This is a genomic window from Aeromonas sp. DNP9 (assembly GCF_001728955.1).
Lineage (GTDB): Bacteria > Pseudomonadota > Gammaproteobacteria > Enterobacterales > Aeromonadaceae > Aeromonas > Aeromonas veronii.
Genome location: NZ_LYSQ01000012.1, coordinates 44991 through 61852, shown reverse-complemented (window position 1 = coordinate 61852; position 16862 = coordinate 44991). Strand labels below are relative to the sequence as shown.

Below are 16862 nucleotides of genomic sequence, written 5' to 3'. Positions count from 1 at the left end.
AATCTTTTCCTCCTAATCACAACGGAGAGCACAGATGCAGCTCGAAATTAGCCGTGAGGCCCTGTTACGTCCTCTGCAACTGGTGTCCGGCGCCCTCGGCGGCCGACCGACCCTGCCGATCCTCGGCAACGTGCTGCTTGATGTCAGCAACGGTCTGCTGTCACTGACCGGTACCGATCTCGAAGTAGAGATGATCGGTCAGGTCTATCTGAACGGGGCCAGCGAAGATGGCCGCACCACAGTACCGGCGCGCAAGCTGCTGGATATCTGCCGTGGTCTGCCGGAAGGCGCCGAGATCCGTCTCAATACCGAAGGCGAGCGCCTGATCATCCGATCCGGTCGCTCCCGCTTCAACCTCTCGACCCTGCCGGCGACCGAGTATCCGAACATCGAGGATTGGGAATCCGTGCTCGAGTTCGATATCAGCCAGCTGGAGCTGAAGAAGCTGATCGATGCGACCCAGTTCTCCATGGCCAGCCAGGACGTGCGTTACTACCTGAACGGCATGCTGTTCGAGAGTGAAGGTCACGGTCTGCGTACCGTAGCGACCGACGGTCACCGTCTGGCCACCTGCCGCCGCGAGGTAGTAGGGGAATCGCTGCCCGATCATCAGGTTATCCTGCCGCGCAAAGGGGTACTGGAGCTGGTGCGTCTGCTGGAAGCAGAAGACAAGCCGGTACGTCTGCAGATCGGCCGCAGCAACCTGCGTGCTGCGCTGGACGGCTTCATCTTCACCTCCAAGCTGGTGGATGGCCGCTTCCCGGACTGGCGCCGCGTCATTCCGCGCAACAGCGACAAGGCCCTGATCGCCGGTCGCGAGGATCTGCGTCAGGCGTTTGCCCGTGCCGCCATCCTCTCCAACGAAAAATTCCGTGGGGTGCGTCTCAATCTGCAGGAAAACCTGCTGCGCATCACCGCCAACAACCCGGAACAGGAAGAAGCCGAAGAGCTGCTTGACGTACAATATGCCGCTGGCGAGATGGAGATCGGCTTTAACGTCTCTTATGTGCTCGACGTGCTGAATACGTTAAAATGTGACCAAATTCGGATTAGCCTGAGCGATTCCATCAGCAGTGCCATTATTGAGGATTTTGAACATCAGGATGCTCAGTACGTGGTGATGCCGATGCGGATCTAGTCGTGTCCCTGGTCAAACTCCAGCTCAGCGACTTTCGCAATATCCAGCAAGCCAGTCTCAAGCTGTCGCCCGGCCTCAACATTCTGGTCGGGTGCAATGGCAGCGGCAAGACCAGCGTGCTGGAAGCCATTCACTACCTTGGTCTGGGGCGCTCCTTTCGCACTCATTTGACCGGGCGGGTTATCCGCCAGGGGGAGAGGGCGTTTACCCTGTTTGCCCAGTGCGAGCTGGAGGGGCGTCAGGTACCGATCGGTCTTGCCAAAGACAAGAGTGGCGAGACCCAGCTCAAGATTGCCGGGGCGCAGGCCCAGCGGCTGGCCGATTTGGCGGAGCTGTTGCCGGTGCAGTTGATCCATCCAGATGGCTTCAACCTGCTGACGGGCGGGCCTCAGGCTCGCCGGGCCTGGCTCGATTGGGGCGTTTTTCATCAGGAGCCGACCTTCTTTGCTCTCTGGGGACGAGTGCGGCGGCTGCTGAAACAGCGCAATGCGCTGTTGCGCCAGAGCACCCAGTACCGCCAGCTGGCGTTCTGGGATCAGGAATTGGTGCGGCTGGGTGGTGAGCTGGCAGAGTTTCGCGCCAGTTATTGTCAGGCCATTACGCCCCTGATCAAGGAGATGACGGCGGATTTTCTGCCGGAATTCGATATCGGTCTTGGTTTTTACCGGGGCTGGGAGAAAGATACCCCCCTCAACGAACTGCTGGAGGCGGGGTTTGAGCGGGATCGGGCGCTGGGCTACACCGGTGTCGGTCCGCAGAAAGCCGATGTGCGCCTCAAGGCGAACGGGGTACCCGCTCAGGATATTTTGTCCCGGGGTCAGCTGAAGTTGCTGGTCTGCGCCATGCGACTGGCCCAAGGGCTCTATTTGAATCAACATAGCAGCCGTGGCTGTATTTTTTTAATTGACGATTTTGCCTCTGAACTGGATGTCGACAAGCGCCGCTTGCTGGCCGCAAGGCTGAAGCAGTGTGCGTCCCAGGTGTTTATCACCGCCATCGACACCGGTCAGCTCGCAGACATGATGGATGCGAATGACTGTAAGTTGTTCCACGTGGAACAGGGTAAAATCTCCGAAACGTTAGAGAAGGCAGAGAGTAAGCTATGAGTGAAAATACTTACGACTCCTCGAATATCAAGGTGCTGAAGGGCCTGGATGCGGTCCGCAAGCGCCCGGGGATGTATATCGGCGATACGGATGATGGCTCGGGTCTGCACCACATGGTGTTCGAGGTCGTCGATAACTCCATTGACGAGGCGCTCGCTGGCTACTGCTCCGATATTCTGGTCAAGATCCATTCCGACGGTTCTGTCTCTGTGCGTGACAATGGCCGGGGTATCCCGGTAGACATGCACGAGGAGGAGGGCCGCTCCGCCGCAGAGGTCATCATGACCGTGCTGCACGCTGGCGGTAAGTTTGATGACAACTCCTACAAGGTATCCGGCGGCCTGCATGGCGTGGGTGTCTCGGTAGTTAACGCCCTCTCTGACAAGCTGTTGCTGACCATTCGTCGTAACGGCCACGTCTACGAGCAGACCTATCATCTGGGTGAGCCGCAAGCGCCGCTCAAGCAGATTGGCGACAGCACCGGCACCGGTACCGAAGTTCGCTTCTGGCCGAGCCCGGCCATTTTCAGCGATACCCTGTTCCACTACGAGATCCTGGCCAAGCGCCTGCGTGAGCTCTCCTTCCTCAACTCCGGTGTCTCCATCCGTCTGCAAGACGAGCGTGATGGCCGCGAGGCGCATTTCTGCTACGAGGGTGGCATCAAGGCATTCGTTGAATACCTGAACCAGAACAAGACCCCGATCCACCCAAAGGTGTTCCATTTCACTACCGAGCAGGATGGTATCGGCGTTGAAGTGGCGATGCAGTGGAACGACGCCTATCAGGAAGGGGTCTACTGCTTCACCAACAACATCCCGCAGCGGGATGGTGGTACTCACCTCGTTGGTTTCCGTACCGCGCTGACCCGTACTCTGAACTCCTATATGGACAAAGAGGACTACAGCAAGAAGGCCAAGTCTGCCGCCAGTGGCGACGACGTGCGTGAAGGTCTGATTGCCGTTATCTCCGTCAAGGTGCCGGATCCCAAGTTCTCATCTCAGACCAAAGACAAGCTGGTCTCTTCCGAAGTGAAGACCGCCGTTGAACAGGCGATGGGTGAGAAGCTGGCTGACTTCCTGCTGGAAAACCCGGGCGATGCCAAGATCGTGGTCAACAAGATCATCGATGCGGCCCGTGCCCGTGAAGCGGCCCGCAAGGCTCGCGAACTGACCCGCCGCAAAGGCGCGCTGGATATCGCCGGTCTGCCCGGCAAGCTGGCTGACTGTCAGGAAAAAGACCCGGCTCTCTCCGAACTCTACATAGTGGAAGGGGACTCTGCTGGCGGTTCCGCCAAGCAGGGTCGCAACCGTAAGAACCAGGCCATCCTGCCGCTCAAGGGCAAGATCCTGAACGTAGAGAAGGCCCGTTTCGACAAGATGATCTCCTCGCAAGAGGTGGGCACCCTGATCACCGCACTGGGCTGCGGTATCGGTCGCGACGAGTACAATCCGGACAAGCTGCGTTATCACAACATCATCATCATGACCGATGCGGACGTCGATGGTGCGCACATCCGAACCCTGCTGTTGACCTTCTTCTATCGTCAGATGCCGGAAATTATCGAACGTGGCTACGTCTACATCGCCCAGCCGCCGCTCTACAAAGTGAAGAAGGGCAAGCAGGAGCAGTATCTGAAAGACGAAGACGCGCTGCTGCAGTACCAGACCGCCATGGCGCTGGATGGTGCTACCCTGCACGTTAACGAGTCTGCCCCGGCCATCGGTGGCGAGGCACTGGAGCGTCTGGTCAACCAGCACCGCTCGGTGACTCACCTGATCACCCGCATGTCTCGTCGTGCGCCGGAAGCCGTGCTGACCCAACTGATCTATCAGCCGGAGTTGAACGAAGCGCTGCTGAACAGCGAGAGCGATCTGCTGGCCTGGTGTCAGGGGATGGAAGCCGTGCTCAACGAGAGCAACCACGGTATCCAGTACCAGATCCAGGTTCGTCGTGACGAAGAGCGCAGCCTGTACGTGCCGCACGCCGTGGTACGTCAGCACGGTGTCGATCGCGAATATCCGCTCAGCTACGACTTCCTGCAGTCCGGTGAGTACCGTCAGTTGGTTTCGCTGGGCAAGGAGATCGCCAACCTGATCGAGGAAGGTGGTTTCATCAAGCGTGGCGAGAAGGTCAAACCGGTTGCCAACTTCGTGGAAGCCGTCGAGTGGCTGATGGGCGAAGGCAAGCGCGGCATCTACATCCAGCGCTATAAAGGGCTGGGTGAGATGAACCCGGACCAGCTGTGGGAAACCACCATGGATCCGGAAGCCCGCCGCATGCTGCGCGTCACCATCGACGACGCCGTCGGCGCTGACCAGCTCTTCTCCACCCTGATGGGTGATGCCGTTGAGCCCCGTCGCGACTTTATCGAGACCAACGCCCTGCGCGTGGCCAACCTCGACGTATAATCGACGCTATCAGCTCGATATACAAAAGCCGCTCCCTGTGAGCGGCTTTTTTTTATTTTCAGGGGCGGGGAAATGGCACGTTCCACGTGAAACATGAAACTGCTTGGTGTTGATGGTTATAACTCAGCTCAGTTCTGGTGCCAGGCAGTAGAGTCGCAGGCGATGGCCATCGGGATCAACAGCCATGCCGGTATAGCCAAACTCCATCCGGGTTGGTTGCTGGATGATGGTCAGGCCACGAGCTTGCCACTCTGACAAGCCAGAATCGACACTGGTTTCATCAGGCAGCGAGAAGGCCAGTTCCATGGCGCCAGCACTTTGGGTAACGGCTGGCTCGACGGTGGTACTGGACCAGAGCGCCAGTCTGGCGCCTGACTCGAATACGAACATGGCAAAGGTAGGTGACTCCTCCACTGGTTCACGCCCGAACAACTCGCGGTAGAAGAGCGCGCTGCGGGTCGGATTGGTAACGTAGAGGATGGTGAACTGGGGGACTAACATGGTGATGCTCCTTGCTGATGAGATGGCGCATCGGCGCCGACCCCGTCAGCATGGCGCTACCTGCTGTCAGTTTCTGTCAGCAATGAATTTCGGCTGCGGGATCTGCTGGGTGGCGCGCCACTCCTTCAGCAGGCTCTCTCTGCTTTTTGGATAGCGGCAATCTTGCGGCTGCATCCGGGTAATGCGATCGACCCGAAAGTGGCGAAAGCCCTGACGCAGTTCGCACCAGGCCACCAGTACCCGTACCTGTTCGAAGTAGCCGAGGGCAAAGGGCCAGACGGTGCGCTCAGAGGCCTCATCCTTGAGATCGCGATAGCCCAGGATCACCTTGCGTTGCTTGCGGATGGCGCTGCGCAGCGGGGCTTCATCTGTGTGGTTGTCGCTGCGGGAGGTGCCGATCAGCAGGGCATTGTTCTGGAGCTGCTGGCGATAGTCGGCGGGCAGCACGGCTTCTATCTTGGCCAGCGCACTGCTGGCCGATGCACTCAAGGCTTCGTCACCGTGGGCGACGACCCAACGCGACCCCAGCACCAGTGCATCCAGCTCCTCTTCACTGAACATCAATGGCGGCAGCATGAAGCCGGGACGCAGCACATAGCCGATCCCTGGTTCACCCTCGATATGGGCACCTTGCGCCTGCAGGGTGGCGATATCCCGATAGAGGGTGCGCAGGCTGATGCCAAGCTGGCTGGCCAGTTCTGTGCCAGTGATGGCGTAACGGTGGCCGCGCAGCAGCTGGAGCAGGGCCAGCAGGCGTTCGGAACGGGACATGGGATGACTCCTCGGGATTTCTGGTTAGCCTGCCATAGCGGAGTGAGCGGGTATAGAGGATGTCATCAGACATTGTTGCCACGAAAAGATCTTCGCCACTCGCTGGGAGAGATGGCAAAGCGGGCACGAAAGTGATTGCGCAGAGAGGTGGCACTTTTGAAGCCGACCAGCTCGGCAATGCGATCGATGGAATGGCCGCTTACCTCCAGCAGCTCCTGACTGCGCCTGAGCCGTTCCGCCAGCAGCCATTCACCCACCGAGAGGCCGGTTGCCTGATGAAAACGGCGGGTAAAGGTGCGCCGACTCATCAGGGTATGGGCCGCCAGAGAGTCCAGGGTGTGAGGCTCGGCCAGATGGGCACGCAGGTGGTCGAGCAACTGGTTCATCCTGAGATCGCGGGTGGAGGCGGGTACTGGCTGCTCGATAAACTGGGCCTGCCCCCCTTCCCGGTGAGGCGGGATCACCAGCCGCCGCGCCACCTTGTTGGCGATGGCCGAGCCGTGGTACTGGCGTACCAGATAGAGGCAGCAGTCCAGCCCGGCGGCAGTGCCTGCCGAGGTGACCAGCCCCTCGTCATCCACATAGAGGGCGTTGGTATCGAGTTGCACGCAGGGAAAGCGGTGGCAGAAATCCTGTTCGTACTCCCAGTGGGTCGATGCCTTGCGACCATTGAGCAGCCCGGCGTAGGCGAGCACATAGGTGCCGAGACAGAGCCCGACCAGTCGGGCTCCTCTGGCTCTGGCGGCAATCAGGGCATCGAGCAGCGCTGCTGGTGGTCGTGCCGCGGGGTCGTGCCAGAAGGGAATAACGATGATCTCCGCCTCGGCCAGCACCTCCAGCCCATGGGGAGTCTGAATGGTGAAGCCTTGCGCCGAGTGTGAATGAGGGTTGCCATCACCGCAGCAGATCTTGAGCTCGAACAGCGGCTGGCCCGGCAGGATATCGCCGAAGATGAGGCAGGGGACGGCGCAGTGAAAAGGGCTGAAGTGATCGAAGGTCACCACGGCAACGATCGGGGTGGTCATGGTGTTGGCTCCTCTCTGCGCTCAGACCACTCATCATAAGCGTTCGGCAGTGAAAGCCGAAGGGCCATGTCTGGCATGGCCCCCCTGCGGATCACAGCGATATCGCCTCGCCATCTTCCGGCACCCGTACCCGATCCGTCATGCCCCGGTCCACCAGATAGTCGTGCAGCTCCTGGCGTGACAGCACGGCGTGGTTGACCGCCTCCATATGGCTGGCGATCAGCGTGGCTTGCGGTGCGGCCTGATAAACGGCGGCGACATCCTCCTTGCCCATGATGATGGAACCGAGTCCGGGCACCTGTGCATCGCCGCAGTTGAGGATGATGACCTCGGGTTGATGCTGTTGCAGGGCTTGCTCGACCGAGGGATGCCAGATGGTATCACCGACCAGATAGAGGCTCTGTTCATCGGGATGGGAGAAGACCACGCCGCATACCTCTCCCATGCGCTCGCCCAGTACCGCCATCAACTGGTCGCTGCCGTGCTGGCCACCGGTCTGTTGCAGGCGAATGCCGGCAAACTCGGGCTGGTCGCTCAGCAGCCGCACATCCTCAAAGCCACTGGCACGAATGGCATCGGCATCTTTCTGATGTTGTACCAAGAGCGGCAGATGTTTGGGGATTAGCGCTCTGGCGGCGTCATCCCAGTGGTCGGGATGGTCGTGGGTGACGATAACGGCGTCCACATCGACCAGCTCATCGATCGGCAGCGGCAGCTCGACCAGCGGATTGCGCAGCTGGCTGTTGGCTGTACCCTCAAAGCCGGGGAAGGCCCCCTTGGCCGAGAGCATGGGGTCGATCAGAAAGCGGGTGCCGGCATAGTCGAGCAGCAAGGTGGCGTTGCGAATCTGGGTAATCCTCATGGGATGGCTCCATGTTGGCTGGTGGATATGCAACCAATTATGGGGTGCGGAGCGCATTGCCATCAGTGGCCCACGGGTCGATTATCATCACTATCGGGCCAACTGGTTGATGTGCCAAAGGTCGGCGAGGCCATTTAAAAAATTTAAAAAAATCCCCTTGAAAGGAAAAAGTGAGCCCCTATATAGGTAACAAGGCCGGAACGCTCGACAGAGGTTTCGACCAGGCGCCCGTCCATAAGGAGGGCAAACAATCCGTTATCGCTCACAAGAGGGTAATACTATGCGTTCTATCGACTTTTCTCCGCTCTATCGTTCTGCCATCGGTTTCGATCGTCTGGCCAATCTCATCGAATCTGCGGCCAGCAATGGCAATGCCGGTTATCCCCCCTACAACATCGAGCAGCTGGGTGACAACGACTACCGCATCAGCATGGCGGTGGCGGGCTTTACCCAGGAAGAGCTGGAGCTGAGCTTCCAGGAAAATCTGCTGACGGTAAAAGGCAACAAGCAGGCCGACACCGGGCGCAACTATCTCTATCAGGGGATTGCCGAACGTGGTTTCGAGCGCCGCTTCCAGCTGGCCGACTATGTGCGGGTGAAAGGGGCCGACCTGAAAAACGGCTTGCTGCACATCGAGCTGGTGCGTGAAGTGCCCGAGGCGATGAAGCCGCGCAAGATTGAGATCAACGGCTGATAGCCTGAATACACTGCGATTTTAAAATTTCCCGGGTGCCGATGACGGGCCTGTGGAGAGTTGAACCTGTTGCTTATTAGAAGGATAGGATTATGCGTAACCTCGATTTTTCTCATCTCTATTCCAACGCCGTCGGCTTCGAGCGGATGGCCCGTGAGCTGGAAGGTCTGTTCGAGCAGAAGACCGCCGCTTACCCCCCGTACAACATTGAAAAGCGCGATCAGGATGGCTATCGCATCACGGTCGCCGTGGCTGGCTTCGAGCGCGAAGAGCTGGAGCTGGAGACCGAAAATGGTACCCTCAAGGTGAAGGGGCGCAAAGGGGCTGCGGCCGGTGAGCGTCAGTTCCTCCATCAGGGGATTGCCGAGCGTGACTTCGAGCTCGCCTTCAAGCTGAGCCAGCACGTGGAAGTGCAGGGCGCCAAGCTGGAGCATGGTCTGCTGACCATCGATCTGGCACGCGAACTGCCGGAGGCGCTCAAGCCCAGAGCCATCCCCATCGGCAAGCCCGAGCAGCTGGCGCTGCCCGGCTAAGTAAATCGGATCGCGATAAACGACAAAGGCCTGCATCTGCAGGCCTTTCTGTTTTTGTATCGCTGGATTGGATTAACCAGCATAGAGGGCGTTGATCTCCTCCGCCAGAATGGCGATACCACGGCGCACCAGCTCCTCGCTCTGGGAGTAGTTGAGGCGAATGCACTCTTGGCTGTGGCGCCACTCGGGGTCATCGATGCCGGGGAAGAAGTAGTGCCCCGGCACGATCAGCAGGTTTTTCGCCTTCAGTCGCTCATAGAGCTCCTGACAGTGGATCGGCAAGCCTTCAAACCAGAGCCAGAGGAAGAGGGCGCCTTCCGGCTTGTGGATATGGAAGCGCGGGTCGGGGATCGCTTCGCGTAGCAGCTGCACCGCCAGCTCCGCCTTCTGCTGATAGAAGGGCTTCACCACCTGTTCGCTGAGAGCAATGATATCGCCGCTCTCGATCATCGGGATGGTGATGGCAGGCCCCAGACTGCCCGGTGCCAGATTGATGATGCCGCTGAGGTTGGTGATGGCCTGGATGATCTTCTCGTCGGCAATGACGATGCCGCAGCGGGTGCCTGGCAGGCCGAGCTTGGAGAGGCTCATGCAGAGGATGGTGTTGGCGTTCCAGAACGGTTTGGCTTCGCTGAAGATGATGCCCGGGAAGGGGACGCCGTAGGCGTTGTCGATCAGCAGCGGAATCCCCTTGTCGCGGGCGATCTGATCGAGGTGTTCGATCTCTTCGTCGGTCAGCACATTGCCGGTCGGGTTGGTCGGGCGGGAGACGCAGATCACCCCGATATCGTCACCCACCTGCAGGCTCTCAAAATCCACGTGGTATTTGAACTGGCCATCGGGCAGCTTCTCGATGGTGGGCTTGTAGGCCACGAAGTAGTCGTCGGCCAGCGCCGAGTCGGCATAGCCGATGTATTCGGGAGCGAGCGGGAACAGCACCTTCTTCTTGCGGCCATCGGCAAATTCGCCAGCCAGCAGGTTGAACAGGTAGAAGAAGGCATTCTGACTGCCGTTGGTCAGGGCGATATTGCGGGCCGAGATATCCCAGCCCAGCTCCTTGCTGAGCAGGGCTGCCAGCGCTTTGGTGAACCTGTCTTTGCCCTGTGGGCCGTCGTAGTTGGCCATCGCTTTGACCAGCTCGCCGTTGTCGAGCAGGCTCTTGGCCTCGGCTTGAAAGCGTTCCAGCATGGCGGGGATGGGGGCCGGATTGCCGCCACCCAGCATGATGGCGTCCGGATTGGTCAGCCCCTGATTGAGGTCATCCATGAGTTGGGTAATACCGGCGTGGCGAGTGAACTTCTCGCCGAACAAGGAAAATTCCATTCAGTGACAGATCCAGATTTGAGTTACGGGGATGTAGCACCATAGCTCAGTTTAAAAGCGGGTGTCGATCAAAAAGATGGGACGTTCCACGTGGAACATGGTGCAAAAATCAAGCGTGGTTAAAAGCACCAACTGTTGGTTTAAAAATGACCGAGCGGGATGCGTTTTGCGACTCAATTTGGTATCGAGATATAGTTAATTTAAACAAAATCATCATGTTATGAATTGCGTGAGGATTGGCACAACTATTGGAATATCTATCTGGTCATCTCAACCATACCGGAGCAAACCAGATGAAAAGCCTGATCGCTACCCTGATTGTGAGTGTCCTGAGCCTGAACGTGATGGCCAACGAAAACCCGCGGCCCGAGCTGGAGAGTGCCCAGCTGGAGCAAGATGTGCAGAGCGAGTTGCAACAGGCATCCCACGCCGTGATGCAGGATGCGCTGCACAATCTCAAGCCGCTGGCGCTGGATACCCTGGTGGTGGAGGCGAGCCAGGCTGTGGCGACTCACCCCGAGAGTTGAGGTAGCGCAGGGGGGTCTGTCCCGTATGTTGTTTGAAGAAGCTGATGAAGGCGCTGTCGCTGGAGAACTCCAGCGCAGCGGCAATCCGGCTGATGGGCTCGCTTTCTGCCAGCAGCTCCATGGCGCGCAACAGCCGCCACTGCTGACGCCACGCCTGATAGCTCATGCCGGTCTCCCGCATGAAGATGCGGCCAATGGTCTTGTCACTGGCACCCACCCGCTCGGCCAGCCGGTTGAGCCGATCGGGCAGGGCATCCCCCCGTTTCAACTGCTGTAGCCAGTCGCCCAGTCTGGGATCGGTCGGCAGCGGCAACTGCCACGACTCCCGCGGCGCCTGCCCCAACTCCTCCATAAACAGTGCAACCGTCCGCTGTTGCTGCTCTTGCGGTTTGTCCCACGGCCAGAGCGCCATCCGCTCGATCAGTTCGTGCAGCAGTGGATTGACCGCCAGCACCTCCACCGTGCCGGGCAACTCGGGGTGCGGCTGGAAGTAGAGAGAGCGGTAGGCCACCACGCCGCGCATCAGTACCCGGTGGGCGGTGCCTGCTGGCAGCCAGGCGGCGCGGGTAGGTGGCAGCAGGCAGACCCGACCTTCCAGCTCCATGGTCATGCAGCCGGATTGGGCGAACAGCAGCTGATGGCGTTGATGTTGATGCAGACCCGAGTCGTGCCAACCGAGCGCGGAGGCAATGCCGATCACGCTGCCCGTCAGCTGGTCGGGGTCAAAAGGGTGATCGGGAAGAATAAAGGCCATATGTCCGATTTTTGATGTTTATAGTCCTGCTTATTGTAATCAGACAGGTGGCATCTCTCTAGAATGGCGACCTCTTGTGAAGGAGGTTTGTCATGAACAACAAGTTGCCACCGCTCTGGCTGGTGGTGGGATTGATGATGTTTCCCCAAATTGTGGAGACCATCTACAGCCCGGTACTGACCCACATCGCTACCCAGTTTCGGGTGAGCGAAGGGCAGGCATCCCAGACCCTGTCGGTCTATTTTCTGGCGTTTGCGGTGGGTGTGGTCTGCTGGGGACGGCTCTGCGATCTGATTGGGCGGCGTCCCGCCATGCTGGCGGGTCTGCTCACCTATGGCGTCGGCACCCTGCTGGCGCTGCTGGCTAACCAGTTTGAAACCCTGCTGCTGGCCCGGGTTATCGCGGCCTTTGGCGCCGCGGTGGGATCCGTGGTGACCCAGACCATGCTGCGCGACAGCTATCAGGGCCGCGATCTGGCGCGGGTCTTCTCGGTGATGGGCATAGCGCTCTCACTGAGTCCGGTGCTGGGGTTGCTCAGTGGCGGTCAGCTGGCGAGCTGGTTCGGCTATCTCGGGGTGTTCAGTGGTTTGCTGATACTGGCTGTAGGCTTGCTGCTGGTTGCCTGTTGGCAACTGCCGGAAACCCGCCCGGTTACTACCCAGCGAGTCGCACTCTGGCCGCTGGCGTGCCGCATGATAAAAGATGGTGGGCTCTGGCGCAGTGCCATGCTGGTGGCTCTGTTCAACACCATGCTGTTTGGTTACTACAGTCTGGCGCCGTTCCTGTTTGCCGGATTGGGATTGAGTACCGGCGAGTTTGGTTACTCGGGGATCTTGCTGGCGCTGGCGACCCTGGTTGGCAGCCTGTTCAACAAGCATCTGCTGGGGAGGGGGTGGCTGCCGTCCTCTCTGATCAGACTGGCTTGCGCTCTGGCGCTGGTTGCCGGGCTGCTGGTCTGGACGACTCAGGCTAGCCTCTGGTTCCTGCTGCCCATGATGGGAATCGTGGTGGCCTTCGGACTGGCGATCCCCAACGTGCTGAGTCAGGCGCTGCTGGCCTATCGCGAGGTAGCAGGCAGTGCAGGCGCCCTGTTCGGGCTTGGTTACTACCTGCTGCTTAGTCTGGGGTTGGCGGTGGCGGCCGGATTGCAGGATCTCGGCCTGTTGCTGAGTGGCTGTGGCTTGCTGGTGCTGCTTTGCAGCTGGCGTCGTTCCACGTGAAACGTCAGTTGCCGATAAAGCGGTAGCCGATACCTGATTCGGTCTCGATAAGCGTCGGTTGCTGGGGGTTATCCCCCAGCTTCTTGCGCAGGCTGGCGATAACGATGCGCAGGTAGTGGGTGTCCTCCTTGTGGCTCGGCCCCCAGATGTCGTTGAGCAGCTGGGTCTGCATCACCAGCTTGCCGGGGTGGCACACCAGCGCCTGCAGCAGGGCGAACTCCTTGCGAGAAAGAGGGATCTCCTCCTCCTTCATGGTCACTTTGTGGCTGCTGATATCCAGCGTCAGGCCGCATTGGGGGAAGTGGCGCCGTTCGCCACTGCTGACGCCAGCCCGTTGGCGCAACAGCACGCGAATACGAGCCATCATCTCGCCAATGCCGAACGGCTTGCTCATGTAGTCGTTGGCGCCGGCATCCAGCAGCCGCACCTTCTCCTGCTCCGAATCGCGGGCCGACAGCACCAGCACCGGGTTGGGGTGGTGTTCGCGAATGGCCTGCAGTACCTGAATACCATCGCCATCCGGCAGACCGAGATCGAGGATCACCAGATCGGGGTTGAGGTGGCGATACTGCTCCAGCCCCTCGGTGACGCTGACCGCTTCGCTCACCTGATGCCCCTCGGCAATCAGGCTGATCCGCAGAAAGCGACGGATCGCCGCTTCATCATCTATGACCAGAATGTGCGCCATCGAACCTCCAGAGGCGAATGGTGGGAGGGGCCGAGTGACCCGATCAGGCGGTCAGCCATCAGACCTCCGGTGAATTGAGAGCAAGCGGCAGGGAGAGGCGCATGCAGGTTCCGTTGCCATTGGGGCCGGAGAAGGCCCAAATCTTGCCGCCGTGGGCCTCTATCATAGCGCGGGAAATGGCGAGGCCAAGCCCGGTGCCACGGCTGCCGCAATCACCCACCGGCTGGGTGTAGAAGAGGTTGAAGATCTTCTCCCGATCCGATTCGGCGATACCGACCCCGATATCGATGATATCGATGATGAGGTCGGGTTCGGCCACCATCACCTTGAACTCGATGGGGGTGCCTGCCGGCGAGTAGCGGGAGGCGTTGTCGAGGATGTTGACCAGCACCTGCTCGATCAGGGCGCCATGGACATAGAGCTGGGGCACATGCTGATCGAAATGGACCAGCAGCTTGTGCTGACGCCAGGAGGAGTCGAGCCGCTTGCGGGCACTCTCCACCAAATCCGCCAGATCGACCCAGTCCCGTTTCAGCTGGAAGTCGGGGGAGCCGATGCGGGTCATATCCAGCAGATTCTGCACATAGCTGTGCAGGCGGCGCGCCTCCTCCTGCACCGAGTGGAGCAGTTCGTCGCGGTCTTCGGCGGGGATCCGGTCACCATATTCCAGCAGAGTGCTGCCTGCCCCCATGATGGTCGCCAATGGCGTCTTCAAATCGTGGGAGACCGAGGAGAGCAGGGCCGCGCGCATCCGGTCGGTCTCCGCCTGCAACTGGCTGTCGGCCAGCCGCTCGTTGAGGTCGATCCGCGCCAGCGCGGCGCGAATGTCGGTGAGCAGCGCCTGCAGCTGGTGTTCGGCAGAGGAGGAGAGCGGATTGGCCAGCGTTATGCCGATCACCAGATCATCGCTGAGGTGGTGATACTGGGCCTCGGCGGCATTGAGGGTCGCAGTGTGGGCTCCGGCGCTCTGCTTCTGGGCCAGACACCAGTCGATGGCCGCCTTGTCGGTCTGGCCGGGCCTGTGCTTCTCGTTGCCGAGCCGATCGTTGAACTCCTTGTCGATCACCACGGTCGGCTGGCCGAGCGCCAGCGAAATGGCCTGGGCACCTTGTCTCAAAACCTCCTCCGGGCTGCTGGCGGTGGCCAACCCCTGACTGAGGGAGAGCAGGGCATTGCCCAGCTGCTGGGTCTCGCGCAGACCGATCAGCTGTTGCCGCTGGCGGGAGGCGAGCCGTCCCGCCGTCATGCCGACGATAAGCAGCACAAACAGGGTGAGCAGGTCGCTGTGGTTGGCGACGCTCAGGGAGAAGTAGGGGGCGGTGAAGAGCAGATTGTGGGCGATAAAGCCCAGCACAGCCGCCAGCGTGGCGGGCACCAGACTGGTGGTGAGGGCGGTCGCCAGCACCCCCAGCACGAAGATGAGCGGCAAAGCTGCAGGCGGCAGCCAGTAGGAGAGCCCCCAGGCGGCGGCCGAGGTGATCCCCATGATGGTCACCGCCAGCAGGCTGTGGTGAATATCCTTCGGGGTCGGGACGCGCACCCCCACTTCGGGCTTCTGCTTCTCGGTATCGACCAGGGTGATCTCCAGCCCCTGTGCCTGCTTGAGCAGGTGCTGCACCAGCGAGCGACGCCACGGCGCCTTGTGCGGTTTGCCGAGCAGCAGCTGGGATACCTGCTGCTGTTCGGCAGTCTCCAGCAGGGTGTTGGCGACCGCCGGGCTGGATAGCGTCAGCACCTTGGCACCGAGGTGGGAGGCGAGCGCCAGCGCCTGCTCCACATCGGCAGAGCGGCGGCCATTGCTGTCGACATGCACCACCAGCCACGGGAGCTGACGGCGCTGGGCGAAGCGGTGGCCATAGCGCACCAGCGCCGAGCCGTGCAGGTCGCCGAGGCAAACCATCAGCTTGCCCCGCAGTGGCAAGGTGCTCTTGCCTGCTGCCTGCCACTGCAGTTGCAGATCGCCCTCCACATGGCTGGCGGCGGTCTGCATCGCCAGCTCCCGCAATGCGGTGAGGTTGTTGAGGGAGAAGAAGGATTGCAGCGCCGCTTTGGCCTGATGGGGCACATAGACCTTGCCCTCCTTGAGACGGCCGAGCAGCTCCTTGGGGGGCAGGTCGATCAGCACCAGACTGTCGGCTTCCAGCAGCACCTGATCGGGCAGGGTCTCTTTCACCCTGACCCCGGTCAGCTGCCACACCAGATCGTTGAGGCTCTCCAGATGCTGCACGTTGAGGGTGGTGTAGACGTCGATCCCGGCGTTGAGCAGCTCCTCCACATCCTGCCAGCGCTTCTCGTGGCGGCTGCCGGGGGCGTTGCTGTGTGCCAGCTCGTCCACCACGGCGATGGCCGGTTTGCGGGCGAGCAGGCCGTCGAGATCCATCTCCTCCAGTCGCTGCTGGCGGTGCATGTGGATCTTGCGCGGCATGATGGCGAGTTTGTCGAGCAGGGCCAGCGTCTCCTGACGGCCGTGGGTCTCCACCACGCCGATCAGGATGTCGACCCCCTCTTTGGCCTGTTCCCGCACCGCCTGCAGCATGGCGTAGGTCTTGCCGACGCCGGGAGCGGCGCCGAGAAACACCTTCAGCTTGCCCTTGTGCTCCTGTTCCAGGCTCGCCAGCAGGGCGTCGGCCCTTACCTCATCACGCATCCCCATGCTCCTGCATCAGACTCGTCAGCAGGGCGTCAGCGCTTGCTACATCAGCCATTGTTATCCCTATCGAGCCAACCGCCCGTTTCGAAAATCGAGGTCATCACCAAACCGGAATGGGCACCATCAGGCGCCCTTTTGATGATCCAGTTGCAGATTCAGCTGGAGAATGTTGACCACCTGCGGGCCAAGGATACCAGCTTGTGTGGCCGACTTGACCTGCTCCGTCAGTTGGGCGGGATCCAGTCCACGTTCTTTGGCGACGCGGTCGACCTGAGCCAGCACCGCATCCAGCGGCAGGTGGGGATCGAGGCCGGAGGCGGAGCGGGTCAGCATGGCGGGGGAGCTGGTTCCCGGTTGTGCCTTGGCTGCCTGTTCGGCGAACTCTGCCCGCAGCGGTGAGCTCATCCCCAGATTGCTGGCACTGCCGCCAATGGTGTTGAAATCACTGGCGGAGGGGCGGGGGTGGAAGTAGTCAGCCCGCTCGAATTTCTGTGCCAGCAGGGCGCTACCGATAAGTTGCTGCTTGCTGTCGGTCAGTTGGCTGCCGTTGGCTTGCCAGGGGAAGAACAGCTGGGCCAGCCCGGTCACTGCCAGCGGATAACCCACTCCCAGCAGCAGGGTCAGGGTCAACAGGGTTCTGATTGCTATCATGATTCTCTTGC

16 protein-coding genes are annotated in these 16862 nt (G+C 60.4%); 7 read left to right on the top strand and 9 right to left on the bottom strand.

Annotation, left to right across the window (positions count from 1 at the left end):
• Window positions 1-34: 34 nt before the first annotated feature.
• From dnaN to gyrB, 3 genes are read left to right on the top strand one after another with little or no spacing between them, the layout of a single operon-like run.
• Window positions 35-1138: a DNA polymerase III subunit beta gene (gene dnaN, locus A9G06_RS09880; RefSeq protein ID WP_005339306.1), complete on the top strand. Its 1104-nt coding sequence runs from the start codon at window positions 35-37 to the stop codon at window positions 1136-1138.
• 2 nt (window positions 1139-1140) lie between these two features.
• Window positions 1141-2244 carry a DNA replication/repair protein RecF gene (gene recF, locus A9G06_RS09875; RefSeq protein ID WP_069555113.1) on the top strand — a complete coding sequence of 368 codons (1104 nt, stop codon included), beginning with the start codon at window positions 1141-1143 and terminating at the stop codon, window positions 2242-2244.
• Window positions 2241-4652 (top strand): DNA topoisomerase (ATP-hydrolyzing) subunit B, encoded by a 2412-nt coding sequence (gene gyrB, locus A9G06_RS09870; protein ID WP_005357188.1) that lies wholly within the window; start codon window positions 2241-2243, stop codon window positions 4650-4652. The genes recF and gyrB overlap by 4 nt, the downstream gene beginning before the upstream one ends.
• A 123-nt stretch (window positions 4653-4775) precedes the next feature.
• On the opposite strand, the gene A9G06_RS09865 is transcribed toward gyrB, so the two are convergent.
• From A9G06_RS09865 to A9G06_RS09850, 4 genes are all read right to left on the bottom strand, one after another.
• A complete protein-coding gene (locus A9G06_RS09865) occupies window positions 4776-5153 on the bottom strand; it encodes a VOC family protein (protein WP_069555112.1) in 378 nt (125 codons plus the stop codon).
• Window positions 5154-5219: 66 nt separating this feature from the next.
• Window positions 5220-5924 (bottom strand): YafY family protein, encoded by a 705-nt coding sequence (locus A9G06_RS09860; protein WP_069555111.1) that lies wholly within the window; start codon window positions 5922-5924, stop codon window positions 5220-5222.
• Window positions 5925-5989: 65 nt separating this feature from the next.
• Window positions 5990-6949 (bottom strand): helix-turn-helix domain-containing protein, encoded by a 960-nt coding sequence (locus tag A9G06_RS09855; RefSeq protein WP_069555110.1) that lies wholly within the window; start codon window positions 6947-6949, stop codon window positions 5990-5992.
• 91 nt (window positions 6950-7040) lie between these two features.
• Window positions 7041-7811, bottom strand: a complete 771-nt coding sequence (locus A9G06_RS09850; protein WP_069555109.1) for an MBL fold metallo-hydrolase — start codon at window positions 7809-7811, stop codon at window positions 7041-7043.
• A 280-nt stretch (window positions 7812-8091) separates the two neighbouring features.
• Here A9G06_RS09850 and A9G06_RS09845 point away from each other — a divergent pair, with 280 nt between their 5' ends.
• Both A9G06_RS09845 and A9G06_RS09840 read left to right on the top strand, forming a co-directional pair.
• Window positions 8092-8505 carry an Hsp20 family protein gene (locus A9G06_RS09845; RefSeq protein ID WP_005339298.1) on the top strand — a complete coding sequence of 138 codons (414 nt, stop codon included), beginning with the start codon at window positions 8092-8094 and terminating at the stop codon, window positions 8503-8505.
• A 92-nt stretch (window positions 8506-8597) separates the two neighbouring features.
• Window positions 8598-9038 carry an Hsp20 family protein gene (locus tag A9G06_RS09840; RefSeq protein WP_005339297.1) on the top strand — a complete coding sequence of 147 codons (441 nt, stop codon included), beginning with the start codon at window positions 8598-8600 and terminating at the stop codon, window positions 9036-9038.
• Between the two features lie 72 nt (window positions 9039-9110).
• On the opposite strand, the gene A9G06_RS09835 is transcribed toward A9G06_RS09840, so the two are convergent.
• Complete coding sequence (locus A9G06_RS09835) at window positions 9111-10361, bottom strand: valine--pyruvate transaminase (RefSeq protein ID WP_069555108.1); 1251 nt, start codon at window positions 10359-10361, stop codon at window positions 9111-9113.
• A 293-nt stretch (window positions 10362-10654) separates the two neighbouring features.
• Here A9G06_RS09835 and A9G06_RS09830 point away from each other — a divergent pair, with 293 nt between their 5' ends.
• Entirely contained in the window at window positions 10655-10888 is a 234-nt protein-coding gene (locus A9G06_RS09830; RefSeq protein WP_069555107.1) for a hypothetical protein, read from the top strand.
• On the opposite strand, the gene A9G06_RS09825 is transcribed toward A9G06_RS09830, so the two are convergent.
• Window positions 10818-11642 carry a helix-turn-helix transcriptional regulator gene (locus tag A9G06_RS09825; protein WP_069555106.1) on the bottom strand — a complete coding sequence of 275 codons (825 nt, stop codon included), beginning with the start codon at window positions 11640-11642 and terminating at the stop codon, window positions 10818-10820. The two genes, A9G06_RS09830 and A9G06_RS09825, sit on opposite strands and share 71 nt — an antisense overlap.
• Window positions 11643-11734: 92 nt before the next feature.
• On the opposite strand from A9G06_RS09825, the gene A9G06_RS09820 reads away from it, so the two are divergent.
• A complete protein-coding gene (locus A9G06_RS09820) occupies window positions 11735-12862 on the top strand; it encodes a multidrug effflux MFS transporter (protein ID WP_069555105.1) in 1128 nt (375 codons plus the stop codon).
• A 4-nt stretch (window positions 12863-12866) separates the two neighbouring features.
• On the opposite strand, the gene A9G06_RS09815 is transcribed toward A9G06_RS09820, so the two are convergent.
• From A9G06_RS09815 to A9G06_RS09805, 3 genes are all read right to left on the bottom strand, one after another.
• Window positions 12867-13550: a response regulator gene (locus A9G06_RS09815; protein ID WP_033115265.1), complete on the bottom strand. Its 684-nt coding sequence runs from the start codon at window positions 13548-13550 to the stop codon at window positions 12867-12869.
• Window positions 13551-13608: 58 nt separating this feature from the next.
• On the bottom strand, window positions 13609-16197 hold the full coding sequence (locus tag A9G06_RS09810) for a sensor histidine kinase KdpD (RefSeq protein WP_069555104.1): 2589 nt from the start codon (window positions 16195-16197) through the stop codon (window positions 13609-13611).
• Window positions 16198-16323: 126 nt separating this feature from the next.
• Window positions 16324-16851, bottom strand: a complete 528-nt coding sequence (locus A9G06_RS09805; protein WP_069555103.1) for a potassium-transporting ATPase subunit C — start codon at window positions 16849-16851, stop codon at window positions 16324-16326.
• Window positions 16852-16862 lie beyond the last annotated feature (11 nt).

Coding starts and splice junctions, on each gene's coding strand:
- dnaN (WP_005339306.1), top strand. CDS start 35: ATGCAGCTCGAAATTAGCCGTGAGGCCCTGTTACGTCCTCTGCAACTG.
- gyrB (WP_005357188.1), top strand. CDS start 2,241: ATGAGTGAAAATACTTACGACTCCTCGAATATCAAGGTGCTGAAGGGC.
- A9G06_RS09865 (WP_069555112.1), bottom strand. CDS start 5,153: ATGTTAGTCCCCCAGTTCACCATCCTCTACGTTACCAATCCGACCCGC.
- A9G06_RS09860 (WP_069555111.1), bottom strand. CDS start 5,924: ATGTCCCGTTCCGAACGCCTGCTGGCCCTGCTCCAGCTGCTGCGCGGC.
- A9G06_RS09855 (WP_069555110.1), bottom strand. CDS start 6,949: ATGACCACCCCGATCGTTGCCGTGGTGACCTTCGATCACTTCAGCCCT.
- A9G06_RS09850 (WP_069555109.1), bottom strand. CDS start 7,811: ATGAGGATTACCCAGATTCGCAACGCCACCTTGCTGCTCGACTATGCC.
- A9G06_RS09845 (WP_005339298.1), top strand. CDS start 8,092: ATGCGTTCTATCGACTTTTCTCCGCTCTATCGTTCTGCCATCGGTTTC.
- A9G06_RS09840 (WP_005339297.1), top strand. CDS start 8,598: ATGCGTAACCTCGATTTTTCTCATCTCTATTCCAACGCCGTCGGCTTC.
- A9G06_RS09835 (WP_069555108.1), bottom strand. CDS start 10,361: ATGGAATTTTCCTTGTTCGGCGAGAAGTTCACTCGCCACGCCGGTATT.
- A9G06_RS09830 (WP_069555107.1), top strand. CDS start 10,655: ATGAAAAGCCTGATCGCTACCCTGATTGTGAGTGTCCTGAGCCTGAAC.
- A9G06_RS09825 (WP_069555106.1), bottom strand. CDS start 11,642: ATGGCCTTTATTCTTCCCGATCACCCTTTTGACCCCGACCAGCTGACG.
- A9G06_RS09820 (WP_069555105.1), top strand. CDS start 11,735: ATGAACAACAAGTTGCCACCGCTCTGGCTGGTGGTGGGATTGATGATG.
- A9G06_RS09815 (WP_033115265.1), bottom strand. CDS start 13,550: ATGGCGCACATTCTGGTCATAGATGATGAAGCGGCGATCCGTCGCTTT.
- A9G06_RS09810 (WP_069555104.1), bottom strand. CDS start 16,197: ATGCGTGATGAGGTAAGGGCCGACGCCCTGCTGGCGAGCCTGGAACAG.
- A9G06_RS09805 (WP_069555103.1), bottom strand. CDS start 16,851: ATGATAGCAATCAGAACCCTGTTGACCCTGACCCTGCTGCTGGGAGTG.